The organism is Pseudomonas sp. MF08817 (assembly GCF_059862705.1).
Genome location: NZ_JCBCUY010000032.1, coordinates 39,247 through 63,538 on the forward strand (window position 1 = coordinate 39,247; position 24,292 = coordinate 63,538).

General features: G+C 62.0%; 27 protein-coding genes. 13 read left to right on the forward strand and 14 right to left on the reverse strand.

Annotation, left to right across the window (positions count from 1 at the left end; all coding sequences use genetic code 11):
• Nucleotides 1-4: 4 nt before the first annotated feature.
• Together AC19YR_RS19135 and AC19YR_RS19140 are read right to left on the reverse strand one after the other, a co-directional pair.
• Entirely contained in the window at nucleotides 5-223 is a 219-nt protein-coding gene (locus AC19YR_RS19135; RefSeq protein ID WP_500599701.1) for a cysteine-rich CWC family protein, read from the reverse strand.
• The gene (locus tag AC19YR_RS19140; RefSeq protein WP_095107146.1) at nucleotides 216-1,703 is read right to left on the reverse strand and encodes a sensor domain-containing diguanylate cyclase; all 1,488 of its coding nucleotides are present in this window, start codon (nucleotides 1,701-1,703) and stop codon (nucleotides 216-218) included. Before AC19YR_RS19140 ends, AC19YR_RS19135 begins: the two co-directional genes overlap by 8 nt.
• 127 nt (nucleotides 1,704-1,830) lie before the next feature.
• Between AC19YR_RS19140 and AC19YR_RS19145 the strand changes: the two genes are divergently transcribed.
• Together AC19YR_RS19145 and AC19YR_RS19150 are read left to right on the forward strand one after the other, a co-directional pair.
• Nucleotides 1,831-2,427, forward strand: coding sequence for a DUF3757 domain-containing protein (locus AC19YR_RS19145; RefSeq protein ID WP_141233950.1), 597 nt, complete (start codon nucleotides 1,831-1,833; stop codon nucleotides 2,425-2,427).
• Between the two features lie 178 nt (nucleotides 2,428-2,605).
• The gene (locus AC19YR_RS19150; protein ID WP_095107150.1) at nucleotides 2,606-3,025 is read left to right on the forward strand and encodes a hypothetical protein; all 420 of its coding nucleotides are present in this window, start codon (nucleotides 2,606-2,608) and stop codon (nucleotides 3,023-3,025) included.
• 90 nt (nucleotides 3,026-3,115) lie between these two features.
• Here the strand turns inward: AC19YR_RS19150 and dspII are convergent, their stop codons facing one another.
• Nucleotides 3,116-4,228: an enoyl-CoA hydratase/isomerase DspII gene (dspII, locus tag AC19YR_RS19155; RefSeq protein WP_500599703.1), complete on the reverse strand. Its 1,113-nt coding sequence runs from the start codon at nucleotides 4,226-4,228 to the stop codon at nucleotides 3,116-3,118.
• Between the two features lie 132 nt (nucleotides 4,229-4,360).
• Here dspII and ung point away from each other — a divergent pair, with 132 nt between their 5' ends.
• On the forward strand, nucleotides 4,361-5,056 hold the full coding sequence (gene ung / locus AC19YR_RS19160; protein WP_095107154.1) for a uracil-DNA glycosylase: 696 nt from the start codon (nucleotides 4,361-4,363) through the stop codon (nucleotides 5,054-5,056).
• A gap of 9 nt (nucleotides 5,057-5,065) precedes the next feature.
• On the opposite strand, the gene AC19YR_RS19165 is transcribed toward ung, so the two are convergent.
• The 5 genes from AC19YR_RS19165 to AC19YR_RS19185 are packed head-to-tail and all read right to left on the reverse strand — an operon-like array spanning nucleotide 5,066 to nucleotide 9,271.
• The gene (locus AC19YR_RS19165; RefSeq protein WP_500599705.1) at nucleotides 5,066-6,094 is read right to left on the reverse strand and encodes an AbrB family transcriptional regulator; all 1,029 of its coding nucleotides are present in this window, start codon (nucleotides 6,092-6,094) and stop codon (nucleotides 5,066-5,068) included.
• Complete coding sequence (locus AC19YR_RS19170; RefSeq protein ID WP_095107158.1) at nucleotides 6,087-7,601, reverse strand: tripartite tricarboxylate transporter permease; 1,515 nt, start codon at nucleotides 7,599-7,601, stop codon at nucleotides 6,087-6,089. The genes AC19YR_RS19165 and AC19YR_RS19170 overlap by 8 nt, the downstream gene beginning before the upstream one ends.
• Before the next feature lies 1 nt (nucleotide 7,602).
• Nucleotides 7,603-8,061 carry a tripartite tricarboxylate transporter TctB family protein gene (locus tag AC19YR_RS19175; RefSeq protein WP_500599708.1) on the reverse strand — a complete coding sequence of 153 codons (459 nt, stop codon included), beginning with the start codon at nucleotides 8,059-8,061 and terminating at the stop codon, nucleotides 7,603-7,605.
• Between the two features lie 59 nt (nucleotides 8,062-8,120).
• Nucleotides 8,121-9,098: a Bug family tripartite tricarboxylate transporter substrate binding protein gene (locus AC19YR_RS19180; protein ID WP_500599709.1), complete on the reverse strand. Its 978-nt coding sequence runs from the start codon at nucleotides 9,096-9,098 to the stop codon at nucleotides 8,121-8,123.
• A gap of 44 nt (nucleotides 9,099-9,142) precedes the next feature.
• On the reverse strand, nucleotides 9,143-9,271 hold the full coding sequence (locus AC19YR_RS19185; protein ID WP_256576518.1) for a hypothetical protein: 129 nt from the start codon (nucleotides 9,269-9,271) through the stop codon (nucleotides 9,143-9,145).
• A 225-nt stretch (nucleotides 9,272-9,496) separates the two neighbouring features.
• Between AC19YR_RS19185 and AC19YR_RS19190 the strand changes: the two genes are divergently transcribed.
• Together AC19YR_RS19190 and AC19YR_RS19195 are read left to right on the forward strand one after the other, a co-directional pair.
• On the forward strand, nucleotides 9,497-10,168 hold the full coding sequence (locus AC19YR_RS19190) for a response regulator (protein ID WP_500599711.1): 672 nt from the start codon (nucleotides 9,497-9,499) through the stop codon (nucleotides 10,166-10,168).
• Nucleotides 10,161-11,549 (forward strand): sensor histidine kinase, encoded by a 1,389-nt coding sequence (locus AC19YR_RS19195; RefSeq protein WP_095107166.1) that lies wholly within the window; start codon nucleotides 10,161-10,163, stop codon nucleotides 11,547-11,549. The genes AC19YR_RS19190 and AC19YR_RS19195 overlap by 8 nt, the downstream gene beginning before the upstream one ends.
• Here AC19YR_RS19195 and AC19YR_RS19200 read toward each other — a convergent pair.
• Together AC19YR_RS19200 and ygfZ are read right to left on the reverse strand one after the other, a co-directional pair.
• Nucleotides 11,546-12,367: an HDOD domain-containing protein gene (locus AC19YR_RS19200; protein ID WP_095107168.1), complete on the reverse strand. Its 822-nt coding sequence runs from the start codon at nucleotides 12,365-12,367 to the stop codon at nucleotides 11,546-11,548. The genes AC19YR_RS19195 and AC19YR_RS19200 overlap by 4 nt on opposite strands.
• A 36-nt stretch (nucleotides 12,368-12,403) precedes the next feature.
• Nucleotides 12,404-13,345: a CAF17-like 4Fe-4S cluster assembly/insertion protein YgfZ gene (ygfZ, locus tag AC19YR_RS19205; RefSeq protein WP_095107170.1), complete on the reverse strand. Its 942-nt coding sequence runs from the start codon at nucleotides 13,343-13,345 to the stop codon at nucleotides 12,404-12,406.
• A gap of 149 nt (nucleotides 13,346-13,494) precedes the next feature.
• Here ygfZ and AC19YR_RS19210 point away from each other — a divergent pair, with 149 nt between their 5' ends.
• Both AC19YR_RS19210 and AC19YR_RS19215 read left to right on the forward strand, forming a co-directional pair.
• Nucleotides 13,495-13,749 (forward strand): FAD assembly factor SdhE, encoded by a 255-nt coding sequence (locus AC19YR_RS19210; protein ID WP_095107172.1) that lies wholly within the window; start codon nucleotides 13,495-13,497, stop codon nucleotides 13,747-13,749.
• A complete protein-coding gene (locus tag AC19YR_RS19215; protein ID WP_095107174.1) occupies nucleotides 13,733-14,185 on the forward strand; it encodes a protein YgfX in 453 nt (150 codons plus the stop codon). The genes AC19YR_RS19210 and AC19YR_RS19215 overlap by 17 nt, the downstream gene beginning before the upstream one ends.
• Here AC19YR_RS19215 and nadB read toward each other — a convergent pair.
• Nucleotides 14,154-15,770, reverse strand: a complete 1,617-nt coding sequence (gene nadB, locus AC19YR_RS19220) for an L-aspartate oxidase (RefSeq protein ID WP_095107176.1) — start codon at nucleotides 15,768-15,770, stop codon at nucleotides 14,154-14,156. The genes AC19YR_RS19215 and nadB overlap by 32 nt on opposite strands.
• 563 nt (nucleotides 15,771-16,333) lie before the next feature.
• On the opposite strand from nadB, the gene rpoE reads away from it, so the two are divergent.
• The 4 genes from rpoE to AC19YR_RS19240 all read left to right on the forward strand — a co-directional run bounded on the left by rpoE (nucleotide 16,334) and on the right by AC19YR_RS19240 (nucleotide 20,180).
• Entirely contained in the window at nucleotides 16,334-16,915 is a 582-nt protein-coding gene (gene rpoE, locus AC19YR_RS19225; RefSeq protein ID WP_003172477.1) for an RNA polymerase sigma factor RpoE/AlgU, read from the forward strand.
• Between the two features lie 32 nt (nucleotides 16,916-16,947).
• The gene (locus AC19YR_RS19230; protein WP_095107178.1) at nucleotides 16,948-17,532 is read left to right on the forward strand and encodes a sigma-E factor negative regulatory protein; all 585 of its coding nucleotides are present in this window, start codon (nucleotides 16,948-16,950) and stop codon (nucleotides 17,530-17,532) included.
• An 8-nt stretch (nucleotides 17,533-17,540) separates the two neighbouring features.
• The gene (locus AC19YR_RS19235) at nucleotides 17,541-18,506 is read left to right on the forward strand and encodes a MucB/RseB C-terminal domain-containing protein (RefSeq protein ID WP_500599715.1); all 966 of its coding nucleotides are present in this window, start codon (nucleotides 17,541-17,543) and stop codon (nucleotides 18,504-18,506) included.
• Nucleotides 18,507-18,752: 246 nt separating this feature from the next.
• Nucleotides 18,753-20,180 (forward strand): DegQ family serine endoprotease, encoded by a 1,428-nt coding sequence (locus AC19YR_RS19240; protein WP_500599716.1) that lies wholly within the window; start codon nucleotides 18,753-18,755, stop codon nucleotides 20,178-20,180.
• A gap of 66 nt (nucleotides 20,181-20,246) precedes the next feature.
• Here the strand turns inward: AC19YR_RS19240 and AC19YR_RS19245 are convergent, their stop codons facing one another.
• The gene (locus tag AC19YR_RS19245) at nucleotides 20,247-21,680 is read right to left on the reverse strand and encodes a M48 family metalloprotease (protein ID WP_500599717.1); all 1,434 of its coding nucleotides are present in this window, start codon (nucleotides 21,678-21,680) and stop codon (nucleotides 20,247-20,249) included.
• A 96-nt stretch (nucleotides 21,681-21,776) separates the two neighbouring features.
• On the opposite strand from AC19YR_RS19245, the gene AC19YR_RS19250 reads away from it, so the two are divergent.
• Complete coding sequence (locus AC19YR_RS19250; protein WP_095107186.1) at nucleotides 21,777-22,016, forward strand: sulfurtransferase TusA family protein; 240 nt, start codon at nucleotides 21,777-21,779, stop codon at nucleotides 22,014-22,016.
• Nucleotides 22,017-22,045: 29 nt separating this feature from the next.
• A complete protein-coding gene (locus AC19YR_RS19255; protein WP_500599719.1) occupies nucleotides 22,046-23,116 on the forward strand; it encodes an AI-2E family transporter in 1,071 nt (356 codons plus the stop codon).
• A gap of 54 nt (nucleotides 23,117-23,170) precedes the next feature.
• Here AC19YR_RS19255 and AC19YR_RS19260 read toward each other — a convergent pair whose 3' ends face one another.
• On the reverse strand, nucleotides 23,171-23,644 hold the full coding sequence (locus tag AC19YR_RS19260) for a peroxiredoxin (protein WP_095107190.1): 474 nt from the start codon (nucleotides 23,642-23,644) through the stop codon (nucleotides 23,171-23,173).
• An 11-nt stretch (nucleotides 23,645-23,655) separates the two neighbouring features.
• Nucleotides 23,656-24,216: a glycine cleavage system transcriptional repressor gene (locus tag AC19YR_RS19265; RefSeq protein ID WP_095107192.1), complete on the reverse strand. Its 561-nt coding sequence runs from the start codon at nucleotides 24,214-24,216 to the stop codon at nucleotides 23,656-23,658.
• Nucleotides 24,217-24,292 lie beyond the last annotated feature (76 nt).

The window sequence follows — 24,292 nt, forward strand, 5'->3', positions numbered from 1 at the left end:
CATGTTACTCCACGGCCGGGGCCGCTGCCTGCAACTGCGCGTCGACTTGCGCGCAGCGCGGGCACAGGCACGCGGCGTTACGCAGTTCGGGGGGCAAGGCCTGCAGCACGCGCGGGTCGATGCTGACGCTGTAGCACCAGCAGGCCTGGTCGGCGCTACGCGGGTCGGCCAGGGTGCAGCCGTTGCGGGCGCCGCAGGCCGGGCACAGTTCGGGTTTATTCATAGCTTGAGTGAGGCATTTCTACGCAGGTGCGGTTGCGGCCCGTCTGTTTGGCCCGGTACATCGCCTGATCGGCCCGGGACAGCAAGCTGTGCAGGGTGTCGTCGGGTTGCAGGGTGGTGAGGCCGATACTGACGGTTATTTGCAGGGTTTGCCCCTGATAGTCGTAGCGTTGTTCTTCGATGCGCGTGCGAATTTTTTCGGCAATCATCAGGCCATCCTGGCCGTCGGTGTCTTTGAGCAGCACGATGAATTCTTCACCGCCCCAGCGGCAGATGATGTCGGATTGGCGCAGGCAGCTTTCCAGGTCTCGGGAGAAACCGGCCAGCACCTTATCGCCGGCGAGGTGGCCGTAGGTGTCGTTCAGGCGTTTGAAATGGTCCAGGTCCAGCAGCATCGCGGCCAGGGGCTTGGGCTCGCGCTGAGCTTCGTGCAGCGCTTGCGCGGCCAGCAGGTCGAAGCCACGGCGGTTGGGTAGGTCGGTGAGGCTGTCGAGGGTAGCCTGGGTCTCGATCCGCCGTTGGTAACGGTTGACCACGCGGTTAAGCAGCGCCAGCACGATGAGCGTGACGATCAGGCAGATCAGCAGGTTCAGGTACAGCGACTGGCGGATCTCGCCCAGGGCGCTGTCTTCGCGCTTGTCGACGAACAGATACCAGTTCAGTTCCGGAATAAAGCGCACATTAAGAAAGTGCTCCTGGCCTTGGGCCGAGTATTCATAACTGCCACTGTGGGGCTTGGGCAGTTTGGCCAGCAGGTCTTTGAGGCTTTCCAGGTCATGCAGCGATTGCCCGGCGCGCGCGCCTTGCGGGCCACCGTCGGCACCGGTGAGCACGAGCCGTCCCGTGGTGTCGACGAAGTACACGCTGCGCTGGTAGCGCTGCTGGTAGGTGTCGATCAGTTTTATCACCGCATCGACGGTCAGGCCCACACCAGCGGCGCCGATGAACTGGTTCGCGTAGTCGTAGACTTTGTAGTTGATGAAGAACGTCAGGCTGTCCTGGTTGGCCATGTCCAGGTCAACGTTGATCTCGTAGGGCGTGGCCATGTCGCGCACGCGGAAGTACCAGGCATCGCGGGGCTCATCGACGGCGATTTTCTTCAGCACGCCCTTGGCCTGGTAGTAGGTCAGGCTGCTGTTGGAGACGAAGAACGCGGTGTATGCGCCGTAGTGGGTCATCACTTCGTTGAGGTAGCGGGTCATCTGCCCCGGCTCGCGCTCGCCGGCCATCACCCAATCGCGCATGAAGGTGTCGCGGGCCATCATCGAGGAAATCAGGATGGGCCGTACCAAATCCTTCTGGATTTCCGAGTAGACGGTGTCGGAGGTCAGGGGCAGTTCGGTGTTGACGATGTTGTCGCGAATGGAGGCCCGCGAGGCGTAGTAACTCAGTAGCGAAGTGGCGAGGAAGCCACAGCCCAGCAGAGCGATAAGGGTGGTGACCAACCCGCGTTGGGAGTAGAGCGCAGAACGAAGCGGCATAGCGATTCCATGGCTAGAGACCTGATGGGTGCATTCTAGTGGCACCGAGGGTAAATGATGGAGGCATTTTCGGCCGCCTTGCGCTGCTGCAAAGCCGGGAAGGGGGGGAGTAACGAGTTGCCTGGCATTGTTCTTATTGTTGTTTGGGATTAAGCCTACAGAAAGTCCCATTGTTAAATTACTAATGCCCGATAGTCTCATCACTGTCCGCTGTAAACGTATTCGCAAGGAATCGAAACAGGCGGATTTAATTAACGACTATCAGGGGTTAGTTATGAAAATGAAATTTCTTGTTGCCGCGGCACCATTGTTTTTTTCCATGAGTTCGTGGGCCGTTAGTTTTGAAAGCTGCCCGGCACCGGCGGATATCACCGGTAAGTACGGCATCTACACGGCAACTACGGCCAGTGCCAAAGGCGAGTGGCTTGGCGTGCTCAGCCCGTCGGCAGTGCAAAACCAAAAAGTGGTGTCGTTTGAGAATGGAGTGTTCTACCCCAGTAACAATGCCAGTGGAACAGTGGGCACTGTGGGTTATTGCCAATATAAAGTGGGTAATGGTGAAGGCTTGAATATGCGTTATCGCCCGAACGAAAGTTCTGATGTTTTAGTACAGCTGAGGAACCTGGATAAGTGGAAGCAAGTTACCACCGAGATTGGCTTGGTGTTGTATGAATGCACCAACCAGGCACCGGGCGACTGTGCCTTCAGTGATGTCGAACAATAATTCGCGCGGATAACCGCAACCGCCAGGCAGCCACCCGGGTACCCTCGTTTGTATTCGGGTGTTGCTGAATGGCACCAGATTCCGTTTTTGTTGTCAGATATTTCGTCAGTCGGTGTATTTGCCGGCTGACGCCAACCAGCGTCGCTGGCATGGCCCATCAGCGGTCCAGGAGGCCGCCATGTATCGCCGAATTCTTCTGATTGTTGTGCTGGGTCTGTCTCTTGCTGCGTGCACGCCTTACTACGATGGAGGGTCGACGTACTACCGTTCCGAGGTCTACAGCACGCCGGCACCGGCCTATTACTACGGTGGCGGGAGTTACTACCAGGATCGCAATCGCTATTACAGCCCGGCCCCGCGTTATTACTCGGCGCCTCGTTATTACCAACCGGCTCCGCGCTACTACCAGCCTGCACCACGGATGGCCTACCGTGCCTACCCCAATCGCGGCTGGGACCAGCACCGCGGCCCGCGGGGTGACTATCGCGGGCGCGATGAGCGCGCCGAGCATGGCAACCGCGGCCACGACAGAGGCCACAACCGCGGCGAGCGTGATGGGCGGGGTGATCGCGGTCATCGTGGCGGGCACAACCGCTGAGGCTTGTTCTAGCCTATTACCGTTACTTAAAGCGTTGAGCCGGAGGGGGCGAGCTTGCTCGCTCCCTCCGTCGTCTTGGGGTCATGAGCGTCAGTACTCAGATAAATCCGCCAGCGGATGCCTGCCTTCCCAAGCCTTGTGAAAATGCGCCTCGATCACGGCTGGGGGAATGCCGTTGATATCGGGCCAGTGCCAATGGGGCGTCTGGTCCTTGTCGATCAGCCGGGCCCGCACGCCTTCGCTGAACTCGGGATGACGGCAGCAGTTGAGGCTCAAGCTGTATTCCATCTGGAATACCTGGGCCAACGACAAATGCCGTGCCCTGGCAATTTGCTCCCACACCAGATGCGCGGTCAGCGGGCAGCCTTCTGTCATGGTCTTGGCGGCGCGGGCCAGCAGCGGGTCGGGGTGGTCGCGCAGTTGGCTGATGGCCCGCCAGGCACCTTGCACGTCGCTGACATCCAGCCATTGATCGATCTCCCCACGCCGGGCCAGCCACTGGCCGGCGGGCACCTGTGCGCTGGCTTCTTGTTGCAGGGCCTTGAGTAGGCTGTTGAGCTGTACGGGCGTCTGTTCCTGCCAGTTGAGTTGCAGCAGCCCTTCGATCAACGCTTCCTGTTGTTCATCCAGCAAGAAGCGGTCGGCCAGGTCCAGGTCGAGGGCGTCGCGGCCGTTCAGGTGCGCGCCGGTCAGGCCGAGGAACAAACCGAGCTTGCCGGGCAGGCGCGAGAGAAACCAACTGGCACCCACATCCGGGTACAGGCCGATGCTGATTTCCGGCATCGCCAGGCGACTGCTGGGGGTGACGATGCGGATGTTGGCGCCTTGCAGCAGCCCCATGCCGCCGCCCAGCACGTAGCCGTGGCCCCAGGCGATCAACGGTTTGGGGTAGGTGTGCAGGCCATAGTCGAGGCGGTACTCGGCGGCAAAGAATCGCGCAGCCAGGGGCGGCACTTCACCGGGCTGGGCGCGGCAGGCTTGCACCAGGCTGCGCACTTCACCGCCCGCGCAGAAGGCCTTGGCGCCGTTGCCGCGCAGCAATACGCAGACGATTTGCGGGTCCTTGGCCCAGGCGTCCAGGCGTTCGCTCAAGCCCAGGATCATCGGCAGGGAGAGGGCGTTGAGGGACTTTTCGGCGTCCAGGCTGGCGATGCCGATGCGTGCGCCGTCGGTGCCGGTCAGCTCTTCAAAGTGCAGGTTCATCGTGACCTCAATCGGGAATTTGAGCGTTCAGTATGATCGCTGTGTAGGAAAGTGCCGGTTCTGCGTCAGATCAATTGACAAGCGCTGTGAGCTTTCCTAGGGTGCCGCCATTGTTTTTTCTGGACCCTTGCCATGACTTCCGACGACCGCATCAAACTGGAACCGAGCTGGAAGGAGGCCCTGCGCGCCGAGTTCGACCAACCCTATATGGCCGAACTGCGCGAGTTTCTGCGCCGCGAACATGCCGCGGGCAAGGAGATTTACCCGCCGGGTCCGATGATCTTCAATGCGCTCAATTCCACGCCTTTGGACAAGGTCAAAGTGGTGATCCTCGGCCAGGATCCCTACCACGGCCCCGGCCAGGCCCATGGCCTGTGCTTTTCGGTGCAACCGGGCGTACCGGCGCCGCCGTCGCTGGTCAATATCTATAAAGAGCTCAAGCGCGACCTGAACATCGACATCCCCAGCCACGGCTACCTGCAAAGTTGGGCCGACCAGGGCGTGCTGATGCTCAACACCACCATGACCGTGGAACGGGCGACCGCCAACGCCCATGCGGGTAAGGGTTGGCAGTTTTTTACCGACCGGGTGATCGAGATTGTCAGCGAGCACCAGCCGCACCTGGTGTTCTTGTTGTGGGGCGCCCATGCCCAGAGCAAGCAGAAACTGATCGACGCCACCAAGCATTTGGTGCTGACCTCCGTGCACCCGTCGCCGTTGTCGGCCTATCGCGGTTTTCTCGGCTGCGGGCACTTCAGCCGCACTAACAAGTACCTGGAGCAGAATGGCGAGGCGCCGATCGAGTGGCGTTTGCCGCTCGTCGTGTGAGGGTTTGGCTCAGTCCTGACGGTTCCAGTGGCGGAACAGCGGCTCGGCCAGAAACAGCACGAACAACAAGCGCATGACCTGCATCGCAGTGACCAGAGGCACCGACAGTTGCAGGGTTTCGGCGGTGAGGCTCATTTCCGCAATACCGCCGGGCATCATGCCCAGGGTCAGGGAGCGCAGGTCCAGGTGGGTCAGGGCGCTCAGGCCCAGGGCTGCGAGGGTGGCGATGAGCATGGTCAGCGCCGTGCCGACCAGGGTGCGGCCCATGAACGACGGGGCGCGGCGAAAAAACTGACGGTTGAAGTGGCAACCCAGGCCACTGCCGATCAGCCATTGGCCGACTTGGCTGCCGCCGTCGGGCAAACCGATGTGCAGATCCCAACCGATACTGACCGCCGCGCTCACCAGTAACGGCCCGAACAGCCAGGGGTTGGGCTGGCGCAGGCGTTGCCAGAACCAGGCGAGCAGGGCGCCCGCCGGGAACAACACGGCCAGCCAGCGCCAATCGACAGTGGCCGGGTGCAGCAGCGGTACGCCGTCACCCAACAGGTACTTGAAGGCAGCCGGCACACAGAGCACCACCACCAGTACCCGTAAGCTTTGCCCCGCGGCGACGCGGCTGAGCACGGCGCCGTTGCGGGCGCCGAGGTTGACCATCTCGCCGGAACCGCCCGGCATGCTGGAGAAGAACGCAGTGGCGCGGTCTTCGCCGGTGCGGCGCAGCAACCAGACCCCGACCACGCTGGACAGGCTGGTCACCAACGCACCGAAGAAGATCAGGCCGAAGTGGCTCACCACCTGCTCGATCACCTCCGGGGTGAAGTGCAGGCCAATGCCGATGCCGACAATCCATTGCCCGCATTTGCGCCCGCCGGGAACTTCCGCTAACTGCCAGGGGGTGAGGCAGCGCACCAGGATGATCGCCAGCAACGAACCGACCATCCACGGCAGCGGCCAGCCGACCAGGCTGGCGAGGTAGCCGCCCGCCAGGCCCACCAATGGCGTGCCCCACCAGGCTTTAAAGGCCCGCTCAGACATCGGCGATAAGGCGCCGTTGCAGGGCGCGTTTGCGCCAGATACGCAACAGCGGCACCAGCAGCATGATGGCGGTCAGCACCCAGACCCCAAAGGTGATCGGGCTCGACCAGAGGATTTCCAGCGCGCCGTCGGAAATTGACAGCGCCCGGCGCAGGTTCTGCTCCATCAGCCCGCCGAGGATGAACCCCAGCAGCACTGGCGAGAGCGGGAAATCCAGCTTGCGCAGGATGTAGCCGAAGATGCCGATGGCCACCATCAGGAACAGGTCGAAAGTGGTGGCGTGCACGGCGTAGACGCCGATCCCGGTAATGATCGCGATCACCGGCACCAGCGCCCAGTTCGGTACGGCGAGGATGCGGGTAAAGAGGCGGATCATTGGGATGTTGAGGATCACCAGCATGATGTTGGCGATGAACAAGGAGGCGATCAGGCCCCAGACGATGTCCGGTTGCTGCTGGAACAACAGCGGGCCGGGGGTGATGTTGTACAGCGACAGGGCGCCGATCATCACCGCAGTGGTGCCCGAGCCCGGTACGCCCAGGGTCAGCATCGGCACCAGCGCGCCACAGGCCGAGGCGCCGATGGCGGTTTCCGGGGCGGCGAGGCCGCGCATGTCGCCTTGGCCAAAAGTGCCCTTGGCGCCGGCGATGCGTTTCTCGGTCATGTAGGCCACGGCGCTGGCCAGCGTCGCGCCCGCACCGGGCAACACGCCCATGATGAAACCCAGGAGGCCGCAGCGCACGTTCACCGCGAACACCGCCGAGGCTTCCTTGAGGTTGAACAGCATCCGCCCGGTGGCCTTGACCGCTTCCTGGCCACGGTGGGTTTTCTCCAGCAACAGGAGGATTTCGCTGATGGAGAACAGGCCCAGCACCAGCACCACGAACTGAATGCCGTCGGTGAGGTGGACATTGTCGCCAGTGAAACGGTACACACCGCTGTTGGCATCGATGCCCACCGTTGACAGAAACAGCCCGATCAGCGCCGCGATAAAGGTCTTGAGCGGTCGATCACCGGCCATGCCTCCCAGGCAGACGATGGCGAACACCATCAGCACGAAGTATTCCGCGGGGCCGAAGGCAATCGCCCATTTCGCCAGCAGCGGGGCGAACAACACCATGCCGCAGGTGGCGATGAATGCGCCAATGAACGAGCTCCAGGCCGACAGCGACAGCGCCACACCGGCCATGCCTTTGCGCGCCATCGGGTAGCCGTCGAGGGTGGTCATCACGGTGGAGGCTTCGCCGGGGATGTTGAGCAGGATCGAGCTGATGCGCCCGCCGTACTCGCAGCCCAGGTACACGGCGGCCAGCAGGATCAGCGCCGACTCCGGCGGCAGGCCGAGGGCGAAGGCGATGGGGATCAACAGCGCCACGCCATTGATAGGGCCCAGGCCCGGCAACAGGCCAACCACGGTGCCGATCAAGGTGCCGCACAGCGCGGTGACCAGGTTGTAGGGGCTCAGCGCCACGCCGAAGCCCTGGCCCAAGTAGCTGAAAGTATCCATATCAGTTCTCCAGGACGGCCAGCAGGCCCAGGGGCAGCGGCACGTCCATCAACGTGTCGAACAGCAGGTAGAGGCCAACGCTCATCAGGGTGGTCACCGCGATGGCAGGCAGCCAGCGGCCGCCATACAGGCGCGCCATGGGAATGCCGATCAGCATGCTGCTGAGGATGAAGCCCAGGGGCTCGAACAAGCTGGCGAAGAGCAGCAGCAACGCGACGCACAGGCCGATTTTTTGTAGGGTTTCGCGGTCCAGAGGCGGCTCGTCCTCGCTGTGCACGATGGGTGTGGGGCGAAACAGCATATACAGCAGCGCCAGGCCCATCAGGCCCAGCATCAGCAGGGGAAAGGCCCTTGGGCCGACAGGTTCGTAGGAAAAAGCCGCCTGATAGGGCCAGGCCATGAGGGCCAAACCCAGGCACGCCAACAGCAGTGCGCCGGCGAAGATGCGTTGTAACAGCATGGGGAACTCCTGGGCCGCGCGCCCGTTGCTCGGGGCGCGCGGCCGCTAGAAAGAGGCGATCACTGGATCAGGCCGAACTCTTTGGCCAGGACTTTGTAGTCGGCGACCTGCTTTTTCACGTAGGCGTCCAGTTCCGGGCCGGTCAGGGCGAATGGGAACAGCTCGCGTTGGTCGCGCAGCGTGGCGAAGTCAGTGGAGGCCAGCATTTTGTCGAAGGCGTCTTTCCACCAGGCGTAGTCTTCGTCGCTGACTTTTGGCCCCAAATAGAAGCCGCGCACCACGGGCCAGACGATGTCGTAGCCCTGCTCCTTGGCGGTGGGAATGTCTTTCATTTCCGGTTCGTCCAGGCGTTGTTCGGCGAACACCGCCAGCAGGCGCATGTCGCCGCTCAGGATGTGGGGCATGGAGTCGGAAATATCGGTGCTACCGACCTGGATGTGCCCGCCCAGCAATGCGGTGGCGATCTCGCCGCCGCCTTCGAGGGCCACGTAGCGCAGGTCGCGTGGGTTGATCCCGGCGGCCTTGGCGATTAGCGCGGTTTGCATCCAGTCCTGGCTGCCGACGGTGCCGCCGGAGCCTATCACCACTTTGCTCGGGTCTTTTTTCAGGGCCTGGACCAAATCGTCGAGGCGCTTGTAGGGCGAGTCGCTTCTCACCGCGATGGCGCCGTAGCTGGTGCCCACCGCTGCGAGCCAGCGCACGTGGGTTTCATCGAAACGGCCGAACTTGCCCTGGGCCAGATTCAGCAAGGAGCCGCTGGACCAGGCCACCAACGTGCCGGCATCGGCCGGGCGCTGGGCCACCACCGCGTTATAGGCCACCGCGCCCACGCCGCCGGGCATGTAGGTGACGCGCATGGGTTTGCTCAGGAGTTTTTCGTTGACCAGGGCGCTTTGCACCAGTTTGCAGGTCAGGTCGAAGCCGCCGCCGGGGGAGGCAGGGGCGATACATTCCGGGCGCTTGGGTTCGGCCAGCAACTGGCCGGTAAACAGCAGGCAACCGACGGCCAGGGCACATTGACGCAGGGATAGGGGCATGGTGGTCTCCAAGGGAGTTGTTGTTATGGGTGTGACGGGGCTTATCAGAGCACAACGCTGTAGCTGACCAGCAGGCGCATGTCATCGGCGCCGCGGGATGAACAGAGGGAGCGGTAGGTGGCGTTGCGCAGGAATCGGGTGGGCGGACGAAGACGGGGCTGTGCTGACCGCATCGTGGAACACTCCATTTATTGTTCTTATTGTCGAAAACGCATCGGGGCGTTTTTCGGGGAACTACGCTTGACCGCGTACCGCGGCCGAAACTGTCCGTGGCGGGACTCTAGCGGGCCAACCTTTCGCTAACCTTTCAGGTTTTTTTTGCCTTCACAGCATCGGATGCGCCTGTAAACTCCGCGCCCAAGAGTGGCGCCGACCCTTCCTGAATGAGGTACAGATCCATGCGTGTCCTGCTCGTCGAAGACCATCTGCAGTTGGCCGAAAGCGTCGCCCAGGCCTTGAAAAGCACCGGCCTGACGGTGGATGTGCTGCACGATGGGGTGGCCGCCGACCTGGCCCTGGGCAGCGAGGACTACGCGGTGGCGATCCTGGACGTGGGCCTGCCGCGCATGGATGGTTTCGAGGTGCTGGCGCGGTTGCGCGCCCGGGGCAAAAACCTACCGGTGCTGATGCTCACCGCCCGCAGCGACGTCAAGGATCGGGTCCACGGCCTCAACCTGGGGGCCGACGATTACCTGGCCAAGCCGTTTGAACTCACCGAACTGGAAGCGCGGGTCAAGGCCCTGCTGCGCCGTACCGTACTCGGTGGCGAACGCCAGCAGCGCTGCGGTGCGCTGGTCTATGACCTGGACACCCGGCGCTTCACCCTGGGCGAGGAACTGCTGACGCTCACTTCCCGCGAACAAGCGGTGCTCGAAGCCCTGATTGCCCGCCCGGGCCGGGTGATGAGCAAGGAGCAACTGGCCTCCCAGGTGTTCGGCCTGGACGAAGAGGCCAGCCCCGACGCCATCGAAATCTACGTGCATCGCTTGCGCAAGAAACTCGATGGCCACCCGGTGGTTATTGTCACCTTCCGGGGGCTTGGCTACCTGCTGGAAAGCCGCGATGCATAAGCCCAGCAGCCTGCGTTGGCGCTTGTTGTGGAACCTGGCCTTGCTGCTGGTGGTGTTGATGGTGGCCAGCGGCTTGAGCGCCTACTGGAACGGCCGCGAAGCGGCGGACACCGCCTACGATCGCACCCTGCTGGCCTCGGCGCGGACCATCGCTGCGGGCCTGTCCCAGCGCGACGGCAGCCTGAGCGCCGATGTGCCCTATGTGGCCCTCGACACCTTCGCCTACGACAGTGCCGGGCGCATCTACTACCAGGTCAACGACATCCACCAAAAACTTATCTCCGGCTACGAAAACCTGCCCGGCCCGCCACCGGGTACGCCGCGCACAGATGATTACCCGGCCCTGGCACGCTTCTACAACGCCACCTATCAGGGGCAGAACGTGCGGGTGGTGAGCCTGCTCAAGGCCGTGATCGAGCCGAACATGAACGGTATGGCGGAAATCCGCGTCGCGGAAACCGACGAGGCGCGGGTGAGCATGGCCCGCAGCCTGATGGCCGACACCCTGTTGCGTCTGGGCATGCTGGCCATGGGCGCGCTGCTGTTGGTGTGGTTTGCCGTCAGTGCCGCGTTGCGCCCATTGGAGCGCTTGCGCACGGCGGTGGAAGAACGTCAGCCCGATGACCTGCGGCCACTGCCGTTGGTGCAGGTGCAGCATGAGCTGTGGCCTTTGGTGCGGGCGCTGAACCACTTCACCGAGCGTTTGCGCGGGCAGTTCGAGCGCCAGGCGCAGTTCATCGCCGACGCCGCCCACGAGTTGCGCACGCCCCTGGCGGCGCTCAAGGCGCGCTTGGAGCTGGGCCTGCGTGCCAGTGACCCGCAAACCTGGCGCCTGACCCTGGAAAGCGCGGCCCAGGGCACGGATCGCTTGACCCACTTGGCCAACCAGTTGCTGTCCCTGGCGCGGATCGAAAACGGTGCGCGGGCGATTGCCGAGGGCGGTGCCCAGCGTCTGGACCTGAGCCAATTGGCGCGGGAACTGGGCATGGCCATGGCGCCCCTGGCCCATGCCCGGGGTGTGGCCCTGGCGCTGGAGGCCGATGAGCCGGTGTGGTTGCTCGGCGAGCCGACGCTGCTCAACGAGTTGCTCAGCAACCTGGTGGATAACGCGTTGGCCCACACGCCTGCGGGTGGCAACGTGATTTTGCGCGTCGCCGCACCGGGTGTGCTGGAGGTGGAAGACGATGGCCCGGGCATCCCCCGCGAGGAACGCGGCCGGGTGTTCGAGCGCTTTTACCGACGCAGCGCCCAAGGCGCCGGTTCGGGCCTGGGGCTGGCGATTGTCGGGGAGATCTGCCGCGCACACCTGGCGCAAATCAGCCTGCACGACGGTGCGGGGGGCGGGCTGAAGGTGCGGGTAAGTTTTATTGCTGGCGCCTAGTAAAACATCGACCGGGATTCTTCCAGGTCGAGGCACAAGGCGGGGTTGTCCAGGTCAAGGTCCAGTTTGCGGAACGCCGGAACTTCCTGCAGGTCGAGCCGCGCCAATGGGTGCCGGGTGCCCCGGTGGCAGTAGAGCGTGGCCACTTGCACCAGGTCGACGTAATCCAGTTGCAAGGATTGGCGGGTGAAATCCTGGTACAGGCCGGGCAGCTTCACCAGCCGTTCCGGGAATTCCCAAACACTGAGCAGTTTGTCCCCCAGCAACGGGTGGATGTGTTCGATCACGTGGTTGAGGCTGACCGGGTCGGACAGCAGTTCATAGTGGTCTTCGGCGTAAGTGAGAATCGGCAGCACGCCGATTTGGTGTACCAAACCACCGAGGGCCGCTTGGTCCGGCATCAGTTGGCTGTGGCTGCGACACAGGGCGTAGCTGACGCCCGCCACTTCCAGGCTGCGGCGCCAGACTTCGCGCATTTTCTGCTCTACCACCTCGGAACGGGCGTGGAAGATCTGCTCCATCACCAGGCCAATGGCCAGGTTGCTGCTGTAGTTGACGCCCAGGCGCGTGATCGCGGTGTGCAGGTCGGTGACTTCCTGGGTGGCCCGTAGCAGAGGGCTGTTGACCACTTTGATAAGGCGTGCCGACAGGGCGGTGTCGCGGCCGATCACTTTGCTCAGGGTGCTGACGCTGATTTCCGGGTCTTCGGCGGCCTTGCGTATGCCCAGGGCCACCTCCGGCAGTGTTGGTAGGACCAGGTCATCGTTGTCGATGGCGGCCACCAGATCCCGTTGGACTTTTTCTGCCAGCTTGCTCATTTCTGCTCTCTAGGGTGTTGCAAAAAGGTGCTGCGCTTAACGCTGGATTTCACGGTCGCGATCCAGAGAGTAAGGCAGGTCGAGCAGGTGCAGGGCCGGGCCTTCGAGGGTGGCCAGGTGAATATCGCCCGCTTCAGCGGCTTCGGCCTGTAGCACGGCCAATAGTTCCATGCCGGTTGCGCTGCGTGCGGCAATCACCACTTCACCGATGGAGCTGGCGTGGCTGGGCGCAAAGAGCGGCGTGCCGGGCTCGGGCAGGACGCTGGCGTCCAGGGCCAGGCGATAGAGGCGGCGCTTGAGTTTGCCCAGGTACTGCATGCGCGCGACGATTTCCTGGCCGGTGTAGCAGCCCTTCTTGAAGCTCACGCCGCCCACGGCTTGCAGGTTGAGCATCTGCGGGATGAACAGTTCGCGGGTGGCGGCCATGACCTGGCCGATGCCGGCCCGCACCTGCCCCAGCAGCCAGGCGTTGAGATCGCCCTCGGGCAGGTGGGTGGCGAGGGTCTGGTGCAACGCCTCGGCCTGTTGCGCCGCCGCCCACAACTCGGCGCGGGCTGGGGAGACGCGCACGGCGATCAAGCCATTGGCGCGGACGACGGCGTCAGTCTCGGCCGGCAGGTCCAGGCCCAGGGCGCGCAGCGCGGCATCGCCGTCGTTCAGGCCAAAACGCACCCAGGCAGCGCTTTCGTCGGTCAATTTGGATTTGGAGAACACGGCGTATTTCTTCAGGTCCGCCAGTTGTGGCTCCACCAGCTCGCGGGCCATGGCCAGCAGGCAGCCATCCCCTTCAAGCAGGATGCGAAAGCTCGATTGCATGCGGCCCTTTTGCGTGCAGCGCGCGCCCAGGCTGGCGTGGCTTTGGCTCAGGTAATCGAGGTTGCAGGTTAACTGGCCTTGCAGGAACTTGGCCGCGTCCGAGCCGCGAACAGCCAGGACACCTTCATGGGACAGCGTGCAGAAAAAAGCGGAATCGGCCATGGGTCATCGCAGGGTAAAAAGTCTGGGGCACATCATAAGGGGGCGCCCTGGAAATGGGTAGTTTCCAAAGGATCGGCGGTGGCCGACCAAAGCCGACTGGCCCTGGCCATTACGGGCTGTATACTTGCGCCCTATTTGAGGAGCGTTCCATGGTCGAAGACGTTGAACTGAATCGCCTTTACTGGCACAGCCGCCGCGGCATGCTTGAGCTGGACGTGTTGCTGGTGCCGTTCGTGAGGGAGGTTTACCCCCATCTGAACCAGGTTGACCGCGACTGCTACGTCAGGCTGCTCGAATGCGAAGACCAGGATATGTTCGGCTGGTTCATGGAACGCAGCGAATCCGAAGACCCCGAGTTGCAGCGCATGGTTCGCATGATCCTGGACCGTGTTCAGCCCAAGTAATCACTTTGAGTGCCGCTGGCATGCCTCACGGTACCTGCTGGCGGCCTATCTCCTGGCCCAGCTGTTCGCGCTGGGTTCGTTGTTTGCCCTTGATATTGGCGGTTGGGCACGTCTGGCCGCTGTCGTGTTGTGCCTGGGCCACGGGGCCTGGACCCTGCCACGGCATATCCTGCTGACCCATCCCACAGCCTTCTGCGCCCTGCGTCGTGACGCTGACGGCTGGCAACTATGGAACGCCGCCGATGGCTGGCAGGCCGTGCAATTGCGCCGTGACAGCCTGGCGCTGCCGATGATGGTGGTGCTGCGTTTTCGCTTGCGCGGCCAGCGCCGGGTACGTGCGGTGTGTGTGCCGCGCGATGGGCTGGCGCCGGAGGTGCATCGGCGCCTGCGGGTTCGTCTCAAGTTCAGTCGGCGTAGGTGGGCGGCACCAGAATAGTGTCCAGGGCCTGTTCCAGTTGGTTCGGGTAATCGAGCGTGTAGTGCAGCCCGCGGCTTTCCTTGCGTTCCATGGCGCTGCGGATCATCAGTTCTGCTACCTGGGCGAGGTTGCGCAGTTCGATCAAGTCCCGGCTGACCTTGTAGTTACTGTAGAACTCGTCGATCTCATCGAGCAGCAAGCGCACCCGGTGCTGGGCCCGCGCCAGGCGTTTGTTGGTGCGCACGATGCCTACGTAGTCCCACATGAAGCGCCGGAGTTCATCCCAGTTGTGGGCGATGATGACGTCTTCGTCGGAATCGGTAACCTGACTGGCATCCCATGCCGGCAGGGTGTCAGGCGCGCCGATCCGGGGCAGCTGCTCGACAATGTCGGCCGCTGCCGAGCGGGCATAGACAAAACACTCCAGCAGCGAGTTGCTGGCCATGCGGTTGGCGCCGTGCAAACCGGTGAAACTGGTTTCGCCAATGGCATACAGGCCGGGCACATCGGTGCGGCCCTGCTGGTCCACCATCACACCGCCGCAGGTGTAGTGCGCAGCGGGCACCACCGGGATGGGTTGGCGGGTGATGTCGATGGAAAATTCCAGGCAGCGCTCATAGACGGTGGGGAAGTGGTTCTTGATGAAGGCTTCGGGCTTGTGGCTGATGTCCAGGTACACGCAGTCGATGCCCAGGCGCTTCATCTCATGGTCGATGGCGCGGGCCACGATATCCCGGGGCGCCAACTCGGCGCGGGGGTCGAAACGCTGCATGAAGCGCTCGCCGTTGGGCAGCTTTAGGTGGGCGCCTTCCCCTCGCAGGGCTTCGGTAATCAGAAAACTCTTGGCCTGCGGGTGATACAGGCACGTGGGGTGGAACTGGTTGAACTCCAGGTTGGCCACGCGGCAGCCCGAGCGCCAGGCCATGGCAATGCCATCACCGCAGGCACCGTCGGGGTTGCTGGTGTAGAGGTAGACCTTCGCCGCGCCGCCAGAGGCAAGCAGGGTGAAGCGCGCGCCGTAGGTGTCCACTTCGCCAGTGCCACGGTTGAGCACATAGGCGCCCAGGCAGCGGTCACCGTCGCGGCCCAGGCGTTTTTCGGTAATCAAGTCCACGGCGACCCGTTGCTCCAGCAACTCGATGTTCGAGCGCTGCCGGGCTTGGGCCAGCAGGGTCTTGAAGATCGCGGCGCCCGTGGCGTCGGCAGCGTGGATGATGCGCCGATGGCTGTGCCCACCTTCGCGGGTCAGGTGGAACTCGAAACCGCCGTCCTCGGTGCCGGATTGTTCGTCGCGAGTAAACGGCACGCCTTGATCGATCAGCCATTGGATGGCTTCGCGGCTATGCTCGACGGTGAAGCGCACGGCATCTTCGTGGCACAGACCGCCGCCGGCATTGAGGGTGTCTTGGACATGGGATTCGACGGTGTCGGTGTCATCCAGCACGGCGGCGACACCGCCCTGGGCCCAGAAGGTCGAACCGCTGGCCAGGTCGCCCTTGCTCAGCACGGCAATGCGCAGGTGGCCGGGCAAGGTCAGGGCAAGGCTCAAACCGGCAGCGCCGCTGCCAATCACCAGAACATCGTATTGAAACTGTTGGCTCATTTCAGGATTCCGCTCGATGCGACCCGGGTCGGGGTTGGCGCAAGACACCTGGAACGGCGAGTCAAGACAGCCACACAGGCGACTAGTATATAGAGGGGTGGATCGGCACAATAGCCGGGCGTTCATGGCATTGTGAAACTACCGTGACAGGTACTATTAGCTGGCCGGGTCTAAAGGCTGCTGCTTTCACGAAGAATTCCGCCCTAGGCGAATATCGACGATGAAGGGCGCTTTTTCCCGACATGGTTGCACAATGTTCATCGAAGGCGGTTATAACGCTGGGAACTTTTACTGTGCCGTCAGGCTCAATAGAAGGTTGCCCGTAGGAAAGGGATAGCGTCGGTTATTGCGGGAAACGGGTGAACCGGTTCCCGGAAAAGGGTCGACGACAAGATTATTCGCGCAGCCGGCCATGCCCGAGCTGCGTTTTTCGTGTGTGCCAGATCAGAGCTCACAGGAAACTTGCTTGGAGGGGGAGAACTTTTGCGAAAAGCCCGAGTCTATGTTTGCAAGTCCGGTCATTTGGTAATGCAAGCCTCCTCTGAGTTCATCGAGGAGTGTTCATGCTAACCCAGGAAGAGGATCAGCAGCTGGTCGAGCGCGTACAGCGTGGCGACAAGCGAGCGTTTGATCTGCTAGTGCTGAAATACCAGCACAAAATTCTCGGGTTGATCGTGCGATTTGTGCACGACACCCATGAAGCCCAGGACGTTGCACAAGAGGCCTTTATCAAGGCTTACCGTGCGCTTGGTAATTTTCGCGGCGACAGCGCCTTTTATACATGGCTGTACCGCATCGCCATCAATACGGCGAAAAACTATCTGGTTTCCCGCGGTCGCAGGCCACCGGATAGTGATGTCAGTTCTGAAGATGCGGAGTTCTATGATGGCGACCATGGTCTTAAAGACCTTGAGTCACCGGAGCGGGCCCTGTTGCGTGATGAGATCGAAGGCACAGTCCATCGAACTATCCAGCAATTACCAGAAGATTTGCGCACAGCTTTAACTTTGCGTGAATTCGACGGTCTGAGTTACGAGGACATTGCAAGCGTCATGCAATGCCCAGTGGGTACCGTGCGCTCCCGGATTTTCCGCGCTCGGGAAGCCATCGATAAAGCCCTGCAGCCGTTGTTGCAGGAAAACTAAAGACAGCGGCGACAGCCAAGAGAGGAACCGCCATGAGTCGTGAAGCCCTGCAGGAATCGCTGTCCGCAGTGATGGATAACGAAGCGGACGAACTGGAATTACGTCGGGTATTGAATGCCTTTGACGAGACTGAAACCCGCGATACCTGGGCTCGTTATCAGGTTGCACGGGCAGCCATGCACAAGGAGTTGTTGCTCCCTCGCATGGACATCTCGGCGGCTGTTTCCGCAGCCCTGGCTGATGAAGCCGTGCCGGCCAAGGTTACTCGCGGCCCGTGGCGCAGCCTGGGTCGTCTGGCGGTTGCCGCGTCCGTGACGGTCGCTGTGTTGGCAGGCGTGCGCCTGTACAACCAGGACGATATCGCTGGCGTCGAATTGGCCCAGCAGTCCCATCAGGCAACTCTGGCCGCACCGCAGGTCAAAGGTCCGGCAGTGTTGGCAGGCTACAAGGAAAGCTCCGAGGTCGCAGGCCCCATGACCAACGGCGTGATGCAGGCTCAGCCGCAGGATCAGCGCGTGCCAGGTTTCTTGCGCCAGCATGCTCAGCAAGCGGCCCTTAAAGGGACTGAAAGTGCATTGCCTTACGCTCGTGCGGCCAGCCAGGAAGTCGCTAAGTAAGGAGGCGCATGCGCGTTTTACCTCTAGCGGCAACGATGCTTTTGCTGAACGGCTGGCTCATCGAGCCAGCCCATGCCGATGAAGCTGCGCAATGGTTGAATCGTCTGAGCCAGGCGCAGCGACAGCAGAGTTTCCAGGGGACTTTCGTTTACGAGCGTAACGGTAGTTTTTCTACCCACGAAATCTGGCACCGCGTCCATGATGGCACCGTTCATGAGCGTATGCTCCAGCTCGATGGCTCCGCGCAAGAAGTGGTGCGAGTCGGTGGCCGTACCCAGTGTGTCAGCGGTGCTTTTATCTCTGGGTTAGGGGCGGCGCCTGAAGCGTCTGCCGAGGCCTTGGATCCGCAAAAACTTAAGAAATGGTACGACCTTGCCGTCATTGGCAAGTCGCGTGTCGCTGGGCGCGCGGCAGTGATTGTCGCCCTGACGCCCAAGGATCAGCATCGTTATGGCTTTGAGCTGCATCTGGATCGGGAAACCGGCTTGCCGCTTAAGTCGCTTCTGCTGAATGACAAGGGGCAGTTGCTCGAACGATTCCAGTTCACTGGGCTGGACACTGACGACATCCCCACCGACGCACAGATGCAGGCTAGCCGTGAGTGCAAGTCGGTAGCGCTCTCCACCGATCAGGTTGCGGCCGCAAACGTGGAGCAAGCCTGGCGTTCAGACTGGCTGCCGGCAGGCTTCGAGTTGGCCAATAGCAGTGCGCGTATTGATCCTGAGACCAAGACCACCGTCAGCAGTTTGATGTATGACGACGGCTTGGCGCGCTTCTCGGTGTTTCTTGAGCCGGTGAATGGCGCTGAGGTGATGGATACGCGGGTGCAGTTGGGCCCTACGGTTGCGGTCTCTCGGCGTTTAGCGACGCCTGAAGGGGAAGTGAGAGTGACCGTCGTGGGCGAAGTGCCGATGGGTACTGCTGAACGGGTTGCGCTCTCGATGCGTTCCAATACATCTCTCCCCAAGCCGTGAATTCGCAGTATGGTGCTCATCAAGCGGTTTATTGGTTGTGCAAGGCCAGCAATGTCCACGCCATCCTTGAGATCTCGAAATGTTTGGTGAGTATTTCAATTTGCAAAAACCACATTTTTTTTCTATAGGTCAGGGCCGCTCGGCTCTGGCCTTGTTTTGTTGTTCCCGGAACAAAAGCCCCGGTGTAGCCTCTGTGCCGGCTTTTGCTCCATATTGCTTAACCATGTTCGTCGTAACGGGAGCCGTATGTCGATACCACGTTTGAAGTCCTATTTATCCATTTTTGCCACCGTCCTGGTGCTTGGGCAGGCTGTCCCGGCGCTGGCGGCCGATTTGCCTGACTTTACGCAGTTGGTCGAGCAGGCATCGCCTGCGGTGGTGAACATCAGTACCACTCAGAAGCTGCCGGACCGCAAGGTTTCCGCGCAGATGCCGGACCTGGAAGGCTTGCCGCCGATGCTGCGTGAGTTCTTCGAGCGCGGCATGCCCCAGCAGCCCCGTTCGCCGGGCGGTGGCCGTCAGCGCGAGGCCCAATCCCTGGGCTCGGGTTTTATCATCTCCCCCGATGGCTACATCCTGACCAACAACCATGTGATTGCCGACGCCGACGAAATCCTGGTTCGCCTGGCCGATCGCAGCGAGCTCAAGGCCAAGTTGGTAGGCACCGACTCACGCTCCGACGTGGCCCTGCTGAAAATCGAAGGCAAGGACCTGCCTGTGCTGAAGCTGGGTAAGTCCCAGGACCTGAAGGCTGGGCAATGGGTCGTGGCGATCGGTTCGCCGTTTGGCTTTGACCACACGGTCACACAAGGCATCGTCAGCGCTATTGGCCGTAGCCTGCCGAACGAAAACTACGTGCCGTTCATCCAGACCGACGTGCCGATCAACCCGGGCAACTCCGGTGGCCCGTTGTTCAACCTGGCCGGTGAAGTGGTCGGCATCAACTCGCAGATCTATACCCGTTCCGGCGGCTTCATGGGTGTGTCCTTCGCGATCCCCATCGATGTCGCGATGGATGTGTCGAACCAGTTGAAAGCGGGCGGGAAGGTCAGCCGTGGCTGGTTGGGCGTGGTAATCCAGGAAGTGAACAAGGATTTGGCCGAGTCGTTCGGCCTGGACAAGCCGGCCGGTGCGCTGGTGGCGCAGATCCAGGATGACGGCCCGGCGGCCAAGGGCGGCCTGCAAGTGGGTGACGTAATCCTGAGCATGAATGGCCAGCCCATTGTGATGTCGGCAGACCTTCCGCACCTGGTTGGCGCACTCAAGGCCGGCTCCAAGGCCGCGCTGGAAGTTATCCGTGAGGGCAAGCGCACCAATGTCGAGCTGACGGTCGGTGCTATCCCTGAGGAAGGTGCGGAACTGAGCGCCCTGGGTAAATCCGGCGTTGAGCGCAGCAGCAATCGCCTCGGCGTAGCGGTGGTCGAGTTGACCGCCGAGCAGAAGAAAGCCTTTGACCTCAAGGGCGGCGTGGTCATCAAGGAAGTGCAGGACGGTCCTGCGGCCCTGATCGGCCTGCAACCTGGCGATGTGATTACTCACCTGAACAACCAGGCCATCGGTTCGGCCAAGGAGTTCACGGATATCGCTAAGGCGTTGCCGAAGAACCGTTCGGTATCGATGCGGGTGCTGCGCCAAGGGCGCGCCAGCTTCATCACGTTCAAACTGGCTGAGTAACGGTCGGAACAAAAAAACCGCCTCCAGGGAGGCGGTTTTTTTGGGTCTGCCATTTACTGGCGAGGATCAGCGCATCATGTCCTTGACCATCTGCTCCTGGTCCGTCAACTCCCGCTGCCGGGCATCGATGCGCGACGACAGCGGGAAGTTGCTGCCGGCGCGGCGCTTGGCGAAGTCCAGTTGCTGGATGGCCTGGCGGTAATCGCCCACCAGGGCGAAATATTCGGCGCGGGCCTGGTGCAGGCCGATGATGTTGCCGGAAAGCCCGCGGGTTTCGGCCACCATATACCAGACATCCGGATCGTCGGGGCGGGTCTTGAGTAGGCTTTCCAGGGCTTTCTCGGCATCGGCGGCGCGATTCTGTTTGAGCAGCAGATCGACGCGCACTTCGTTGAGCGGATAGTTGCCCGGGTATTGGGTGAGCATCCGCTCGACCCGCGACTGGGCGTCGGGCAGGCGATTGTTGGTGATGTCCAGGTCGACCTGGGCCAGGTTGTAGGTGATGTCGTTGGGGGCCTTGGCCAACAATTGCTTGAGGTTCTCCCGCGCTTCGTTCAACTGGCCACCCTTGATCTGGGCGATGGCTAGGCCATAGCGCGCCACGTCGTTTTTCGGGTTCTCTTCGAGTTGGGCGCGAAAGCGCTTGGCGCCTAGGCCGGGGGTTTCTTCGTAGATCAGTTGCACCCGGGCACGCACCAGTTGATAGCGCAGGCTGTCTTCGGTGCCGCCGGGGCCGGCCTGTTCGGCGCGGTTGCGGGTGTCGGCGATACGGGATTCGGTCACCGGGTGAGTGAGTAGAAATTCTGGCGGCTTGGCATCGAAGCGGTACTGGCGCATCAGGCGCTCGAACATGGTGGGCATGGAGCGTGGGTCATACCCGGCCTTTTCCAGGTTGAGGATGCCGATGCGGTCGGCTTCCTGCTCGTTTTGCCGGGAGAAGCGGCGCTGTTCCTGGATCGCTGCGGCCTGGGTGCCGGCAATGGCCGCGATCCCGGCATCGCCGGCCCCCGCGGCGGCGACGATGATGCCGGCCAGCAGGGCGGCCATCATCGGTACCTGCATGCGTTGCTGGGCCTCGACACCACGGGCGAAGTGGCGTTGGGACAAGTGGGCCAGTTCGTGAGCCAGTACGGACGCGTATTCACCCTCGGTCTGGGCGTTGAGGAACAGGCCGCCGTTGACACCGATGATCCCGCCAGGTGCCGCGAAGGCGTTGAGTTGTGGGCTGTTAATCAGGATGAACTCCAGGCGCCGATCATTGACCTGGCTGGTCTCCACCAGTTTGTACACGCTGGTTTCGACGTAGTCCTTGAGTTGCGGGTCGTTGAGTTGCGACACCTGGCTGCGCAGCAGGGCCAGCCAGGCGCGGCCCAATTGGTGTTCCTGTTGTGGCGAGACAATGGCAGAACTGGCGTCGCCGAGTGACGGCAAGTCGTCGGCGAAGCCCGGTGAGGCGAGCAGGCAAGCGAGCGTCAGTAGGGTAGGGCGCAGAAAAGTCATGCACAAAGCCTTAATCGACAAAGGCCTTACTGTAGCCGGACAGTTGCGATCAGACCAGATAATCTAGGCGGCTTGAAAACTGTCAGGAGTGGCTCGATGAGCGATGCTGTGGCGCACGACGCCGAACTGGACGCCAGCGGTCTGAACTGCCCGCTACCGCTGCTCAAGGCCAAGCTGGAACTCAATCGCCTGGCCAGTGGCGCGGTGCTTAAGGTGATCGCCACCGACGCCGGTTCCCAGCGCGACTTCCGCACCTTTGCCCGATTGGCCGGTCATACGCTGCTGCATGAAGAAGACGAGGCAGGCGTCTACCGCTATTGGTTGCGCAAGGCCTGAAGCCGGTATTGATTGCCTAAGGAAGTTAGATGTTCAAAGTGCTACGCGATTGGGTTCAGCGTTACTTCTCCGATGAAGAAGCCGTGGTGCTGGCGGTACTGCTGTTTTTGGCCTTTACCGCCGTCCTGACCCTGGGCGGCATGCTGGCGCCGGTACTGGCGGGAATGGTGCTGGCCTACCTGATGCAAGGCCTGGTCGTCAGCCTGGAGCGCTTGCGGGTGCCCGGTGGCGTGGCGGTGGGCCTGGTGTTCGCCCTGTTCATGGGGTTGTTACTGGTGTTTATCCTGGTCGTGGTGCCGTTGCTCTGGCATCAGGTCATCACCTTGTTCAACGAATTACCCGGGATGCTGGCCAAATGGCAATCGCTGTTGTTGCTGTTGCCTGAGCGTTATCCCCACCTGGTTTCCGACGAACAAGTGCTGCAAGCCATCGAGGCCGCGCGGGGCGAGATCGGCAAGTTCGGGCAATGGGCACTGACGTTTTCGCTGTCGAGCCTGCCGTTGCTGGTCAACATCATGATCTACCTGGTGCTGGTGCCGATCCTGGTGTTCTTTTTTCTCAAGGACCGCCAGATGATCGGACGTTGGGTGCGCGGTTATCTGCCCCGTGAGCGTGCGCTGATTACCCGTGTGGCGCAGGACATGAACCGCCAGATCGCCAACTACATTCGTGGCAAGGTGATCGAGATCTTCATCTGCGGTGGCGTGACCTACATCGCCTTTGTCACCCTGGGCTTGAACTATGCCGCGCTGCTGGCCCTGCTGGTAGGGGTGTCGGTGGTGGTGCCCTATGTCGGGGCGGTGGTGGTCACCGTGCCGGTGGCCTTGATCGCGCTGTTCCAGTGGGGCTGGAGCGATCAGTTCATTTACCTGATGGCGGTGTACGGCATCATCCAGACCCTCGACGGCAACGTGCTGGTGCCGTTGCTGTTCTCCGAGGCGGTCAACCTGCACCCGGTGGCAATCATCTGCGCGGTGCTGTTGTTTGGCGGGTTATGGGGCTTCTGGGGGATTTTCTTCGCCATCCCGCTGGCCACCCTGTTCAAGGCTGTGCTCGATGCCTGGCCGCGCAAGGAGGCGGTGGTCGCTCCGTTGCTCTGACGTTTGGGTGGGGTCGCGGGCAGGCTTGGCGCTGCCCGCGAAGGGTTTGAGCAATCAGGCCTTGTCGAGGGCCTGGGCGGCGGCCAGCACCGCCTCCACATGGCCGGGCACCTTCACGCCACGCCATTGCTGGCGCAGCACGCCGTCCTTGTCGATCAGGAATGTGCTGCGGTCAACGCCCATGTATTCCTTGCCATAGAGCTTCTTGAGCTTGATGACGTCGAACAATTGGCAGACGGCTTCGTCCTTGTCGCTGATGAGCTCGAACGGGAACGCCTGCTTGGCCTTGAAGTTTTCATGGGACTTCAAGCTGTCGCGAGAAACGCCGAACACCTCGGTGTTGGCGGCCTGGAACTGCGGGTAATGATCGCGAAAACCCTGGCCCTCGGTGGTGCAACCCGGCGTGCTGTCCTTGGGGTAGAAGTAGAGCACCACCTGCTTGCCCTTGAGCCCGTCGAGGCTGAAGGTCTGGCCGCCGGTGGCCGGGGCCTCGAAGTGGGCAACGGGTGTATCGATGGCAACGGCCATTGAATGCTTCCTTACATGGGGTTCTGTGGGCGCCAGGGTTCGATCAGGGCATCCAGGTTCAGCGCGTCGGCGAAATCCAGGAACTGATCGCGCAACCAACTGATCTGCACGCCGGGCGGCAGGGTCACGGTGAAGGTTGCGTTTAGCATGGTGCCGCCGGTTTGCGGGGCCAGGTAAGTGTCGCAGGTGAGGTTTTCCAGCTCGACGTGGTGGTCGATGAAGAACTGGCACAGTTCGTTGACGATGTCCGAGCGGTACGCCGCGCTGACATACGCCACGTAGGGCAAGGCCTCGGGACGGTTCTCCAGTGCGGCGCTGCGCACCACATTGACGGTGAAGGCGTGCTTCTTGGCCAGTGACGGCAGGCCGGCTTCCAGGCGCGCCAGGGCGTCCCAGCTGCCGGAAATCTGCAGCACCAGCGCACTGCACTCGCCGTGGCGAGTCAGCCGGGAGGTGACCACCGCGCAGCGATTTTCATGGCTGGCGCGGCACAGGACGTTAGTCAGCTCCATGGGGTTGGCGCCAAGGGCACTGATAACAAGGAATTGTTCGCGAACTGTGGGGGTGGACATGCAGCATTCCTAAAGCGATGAGCGGTCGGTGCCAGGGCGGGTCCGTGTAGGGCAACTGCGCAGCCTTGGGCCCATG

Excerpts from the sequence above, each read along its gene's own strand:
- dspII (WP_500599703.1), bottom strand. The coding sequence starts at position 4,228 with ATGAACCTGCACTTTGAAGAGCTGACCGGCACCGACGGCGCACGCATC.
- AC19YR_RS19170 (WP_095107158.1), bottom strand. The coding sequence starts at position 7,601 with ATGGATACTTTCAGCTACTTGGGCCAGGGCTTCGGCGTGGCGCTGAGC.
- AC19YR_RS19235 (WP_500599715.1), top strand. The coding sequence starts at position 17,541 with ATGCGCGTTTTACCTCTAGCGGCAACGATGCTTTTGCTGAACGGCTGG.
- AC19YR_RS19245 (WP_500599717.1), bottom strand. The coding sequence starts at position 21,680 with ATGACTTTTCTGCGCCCTACCCTACTGACGCTCGCTTGCCTGCTCGCC.
- AC19YR_RS19140 (WP_095107146.1), bottom strand. The coding sequence starts at position 1,703 with ATGCCGCTTCGTTCTGCGCTCTACTCCCAACGCGGGTTGGTCACCACC.
- AC19YR_RS19265 (WP_095107192.1), bottom strand. The coding sequence starts at position 24,216 with ATGTCCACCCCCACAGTTCGCGAACAATTCCTTGTTATCAGTGCCCTT.
- AC19YR_RS19190 (WP_500599711.1), top strand. The coding sequence starts at position 9,497 with ATGCGTGTCCTGCTCGTCGAAGACCATCTGCAGTTGGCCGAAAGCGTC.
- AC19YR_RS19200 (WP_095107168.1), bottom strand. The coding sequence starts at position 12,367 with ATGAGCAAGCTGGCAGAAAAAGTCCAACGGGATCTGGTGGCCGCCATC.
- ung (WP_095107154.1), top strand. The coding sequence starts at position 4,361 with ATGACTTCCGACGACCGCATCAAACTGGAACCGAGCTGGAAGGAGGCC.
- AC19YR_RS19185 (WP_256576518.1), bottom strand. The coding sequence starts at position 9,271 with ATGCGGTCAGCACAGCCCCGTCTTCGTCCGCCCACCCGATTCCTGCGC.
- AC19YR_RS19250 (WP_095107186.1), top strand. The coding sequence starts at position 21,777 with ATGAGCGATGCTGTGGCGCACGACGCCGAACTGGACGCCAGCGGTCTG.
- AC19YR_RS19240 (WP_500599716.1), top strand. The coding sequence starts at position 18,753 with ATGTCGATACCACGTTTGAAGTCCTATTTATCCATTTTTGCCACCGTC.
- AC19YR_RS19135 (WP_500599701.1), bottom strand. The coding sequence starts at position 223 with ATGAATAAACCCGAACTGTGCCCGGCCTGCGGCGCCCGCAACGGCTGC.
- AC19YR_RS19260 (WP_095107190.1), bottom strand. The coding sequence starts at position 23,644 with ATGGCCGTTGCCATCGATACACCCGTTGCCCACTTCGAGGCCCCGGCC.
- nadB (WP_095107176.1), bottom strand. The coding sequence starts at position 15,770 with ATGAGCCAACAGTTTCAATACGATGTTCTGGTGATTGGCAGCGGCGCT.
- AC19YR_RS19175 (WP_500599708.1), bottom strand. The coding sequence starts at position 8,061 with ATGCTGTTACAACGCATCTTCGCCGGCGCACTGCTGTTGGCGTGCCTG.
- AC19YR_RS19180 (WP_500599709.1), bottom strand. The coding sequence starts at position 9,098 with ATGCCCCTATCCCTGCGTCAATGTGCCCTGGCCGTCGGTTGCCTGCTG.
- rpoE (WP_003172477.1), top strand. The coding sequence starts at position 16,334 with ATGCTAACCCAGGAAGAGGATCAGCAGCTGGTCGAGCGCGTACAGCGT.
- AC19YR_RS19165 (WP_500599705.1), bottom strand. The coding sequence starts at position 6,094 with ATGTCTGAGCGGGCCTTTAAAGCCTGGTGGGGCACGCCATTGGTGGGC.
- AC19YR_RS19255 (WP_500599719.1), top strand. The coding sequence starts at position 22,046 with ATGTTCAAAGTGCTACGCGATTGGGTTCAGCGTTACTTCTCCGATGAA.
- AC19YR_RS19230 (WP_095107178.1), top strand. The coding sequence starts at position 16,948 with ATGAGTCGTGAAGCCCTGCAGGAATCGCTGTCCGCAGTGATGGATAAC.
- AC19YR_RS19150 (WP_095107150.1), top strand. The coding sequence starts at position 2,606 with ATGTATCGCCGAATTCTTCTGATTGTTGTGCTGGGTCTGTCTCTTGCT.
- ygfZ (WP_095107170.1), bottom strand. The coding sequence starts at position 13,345 with ATGGCCGATTCCGCTTTTTTCTGCACGCTGTCCCATGAAGGTGTCCTG.
- AC19YR_RS19210 (WP_095107172.1), top strand. The coding sequence starts at position 13,495 with ATGGTCGAAGACGTTGAACTGAATCGCCTTTACTGGCACAGCCGCCGC.
- AC19YR_RS19195 (WP_095107166.1), top strand. The coding sequence starts at position 10,161 with ATGCATAAGCCCAGCAGCCTGCGTTGGCGCTTGTTGTGGAACCTGGCC.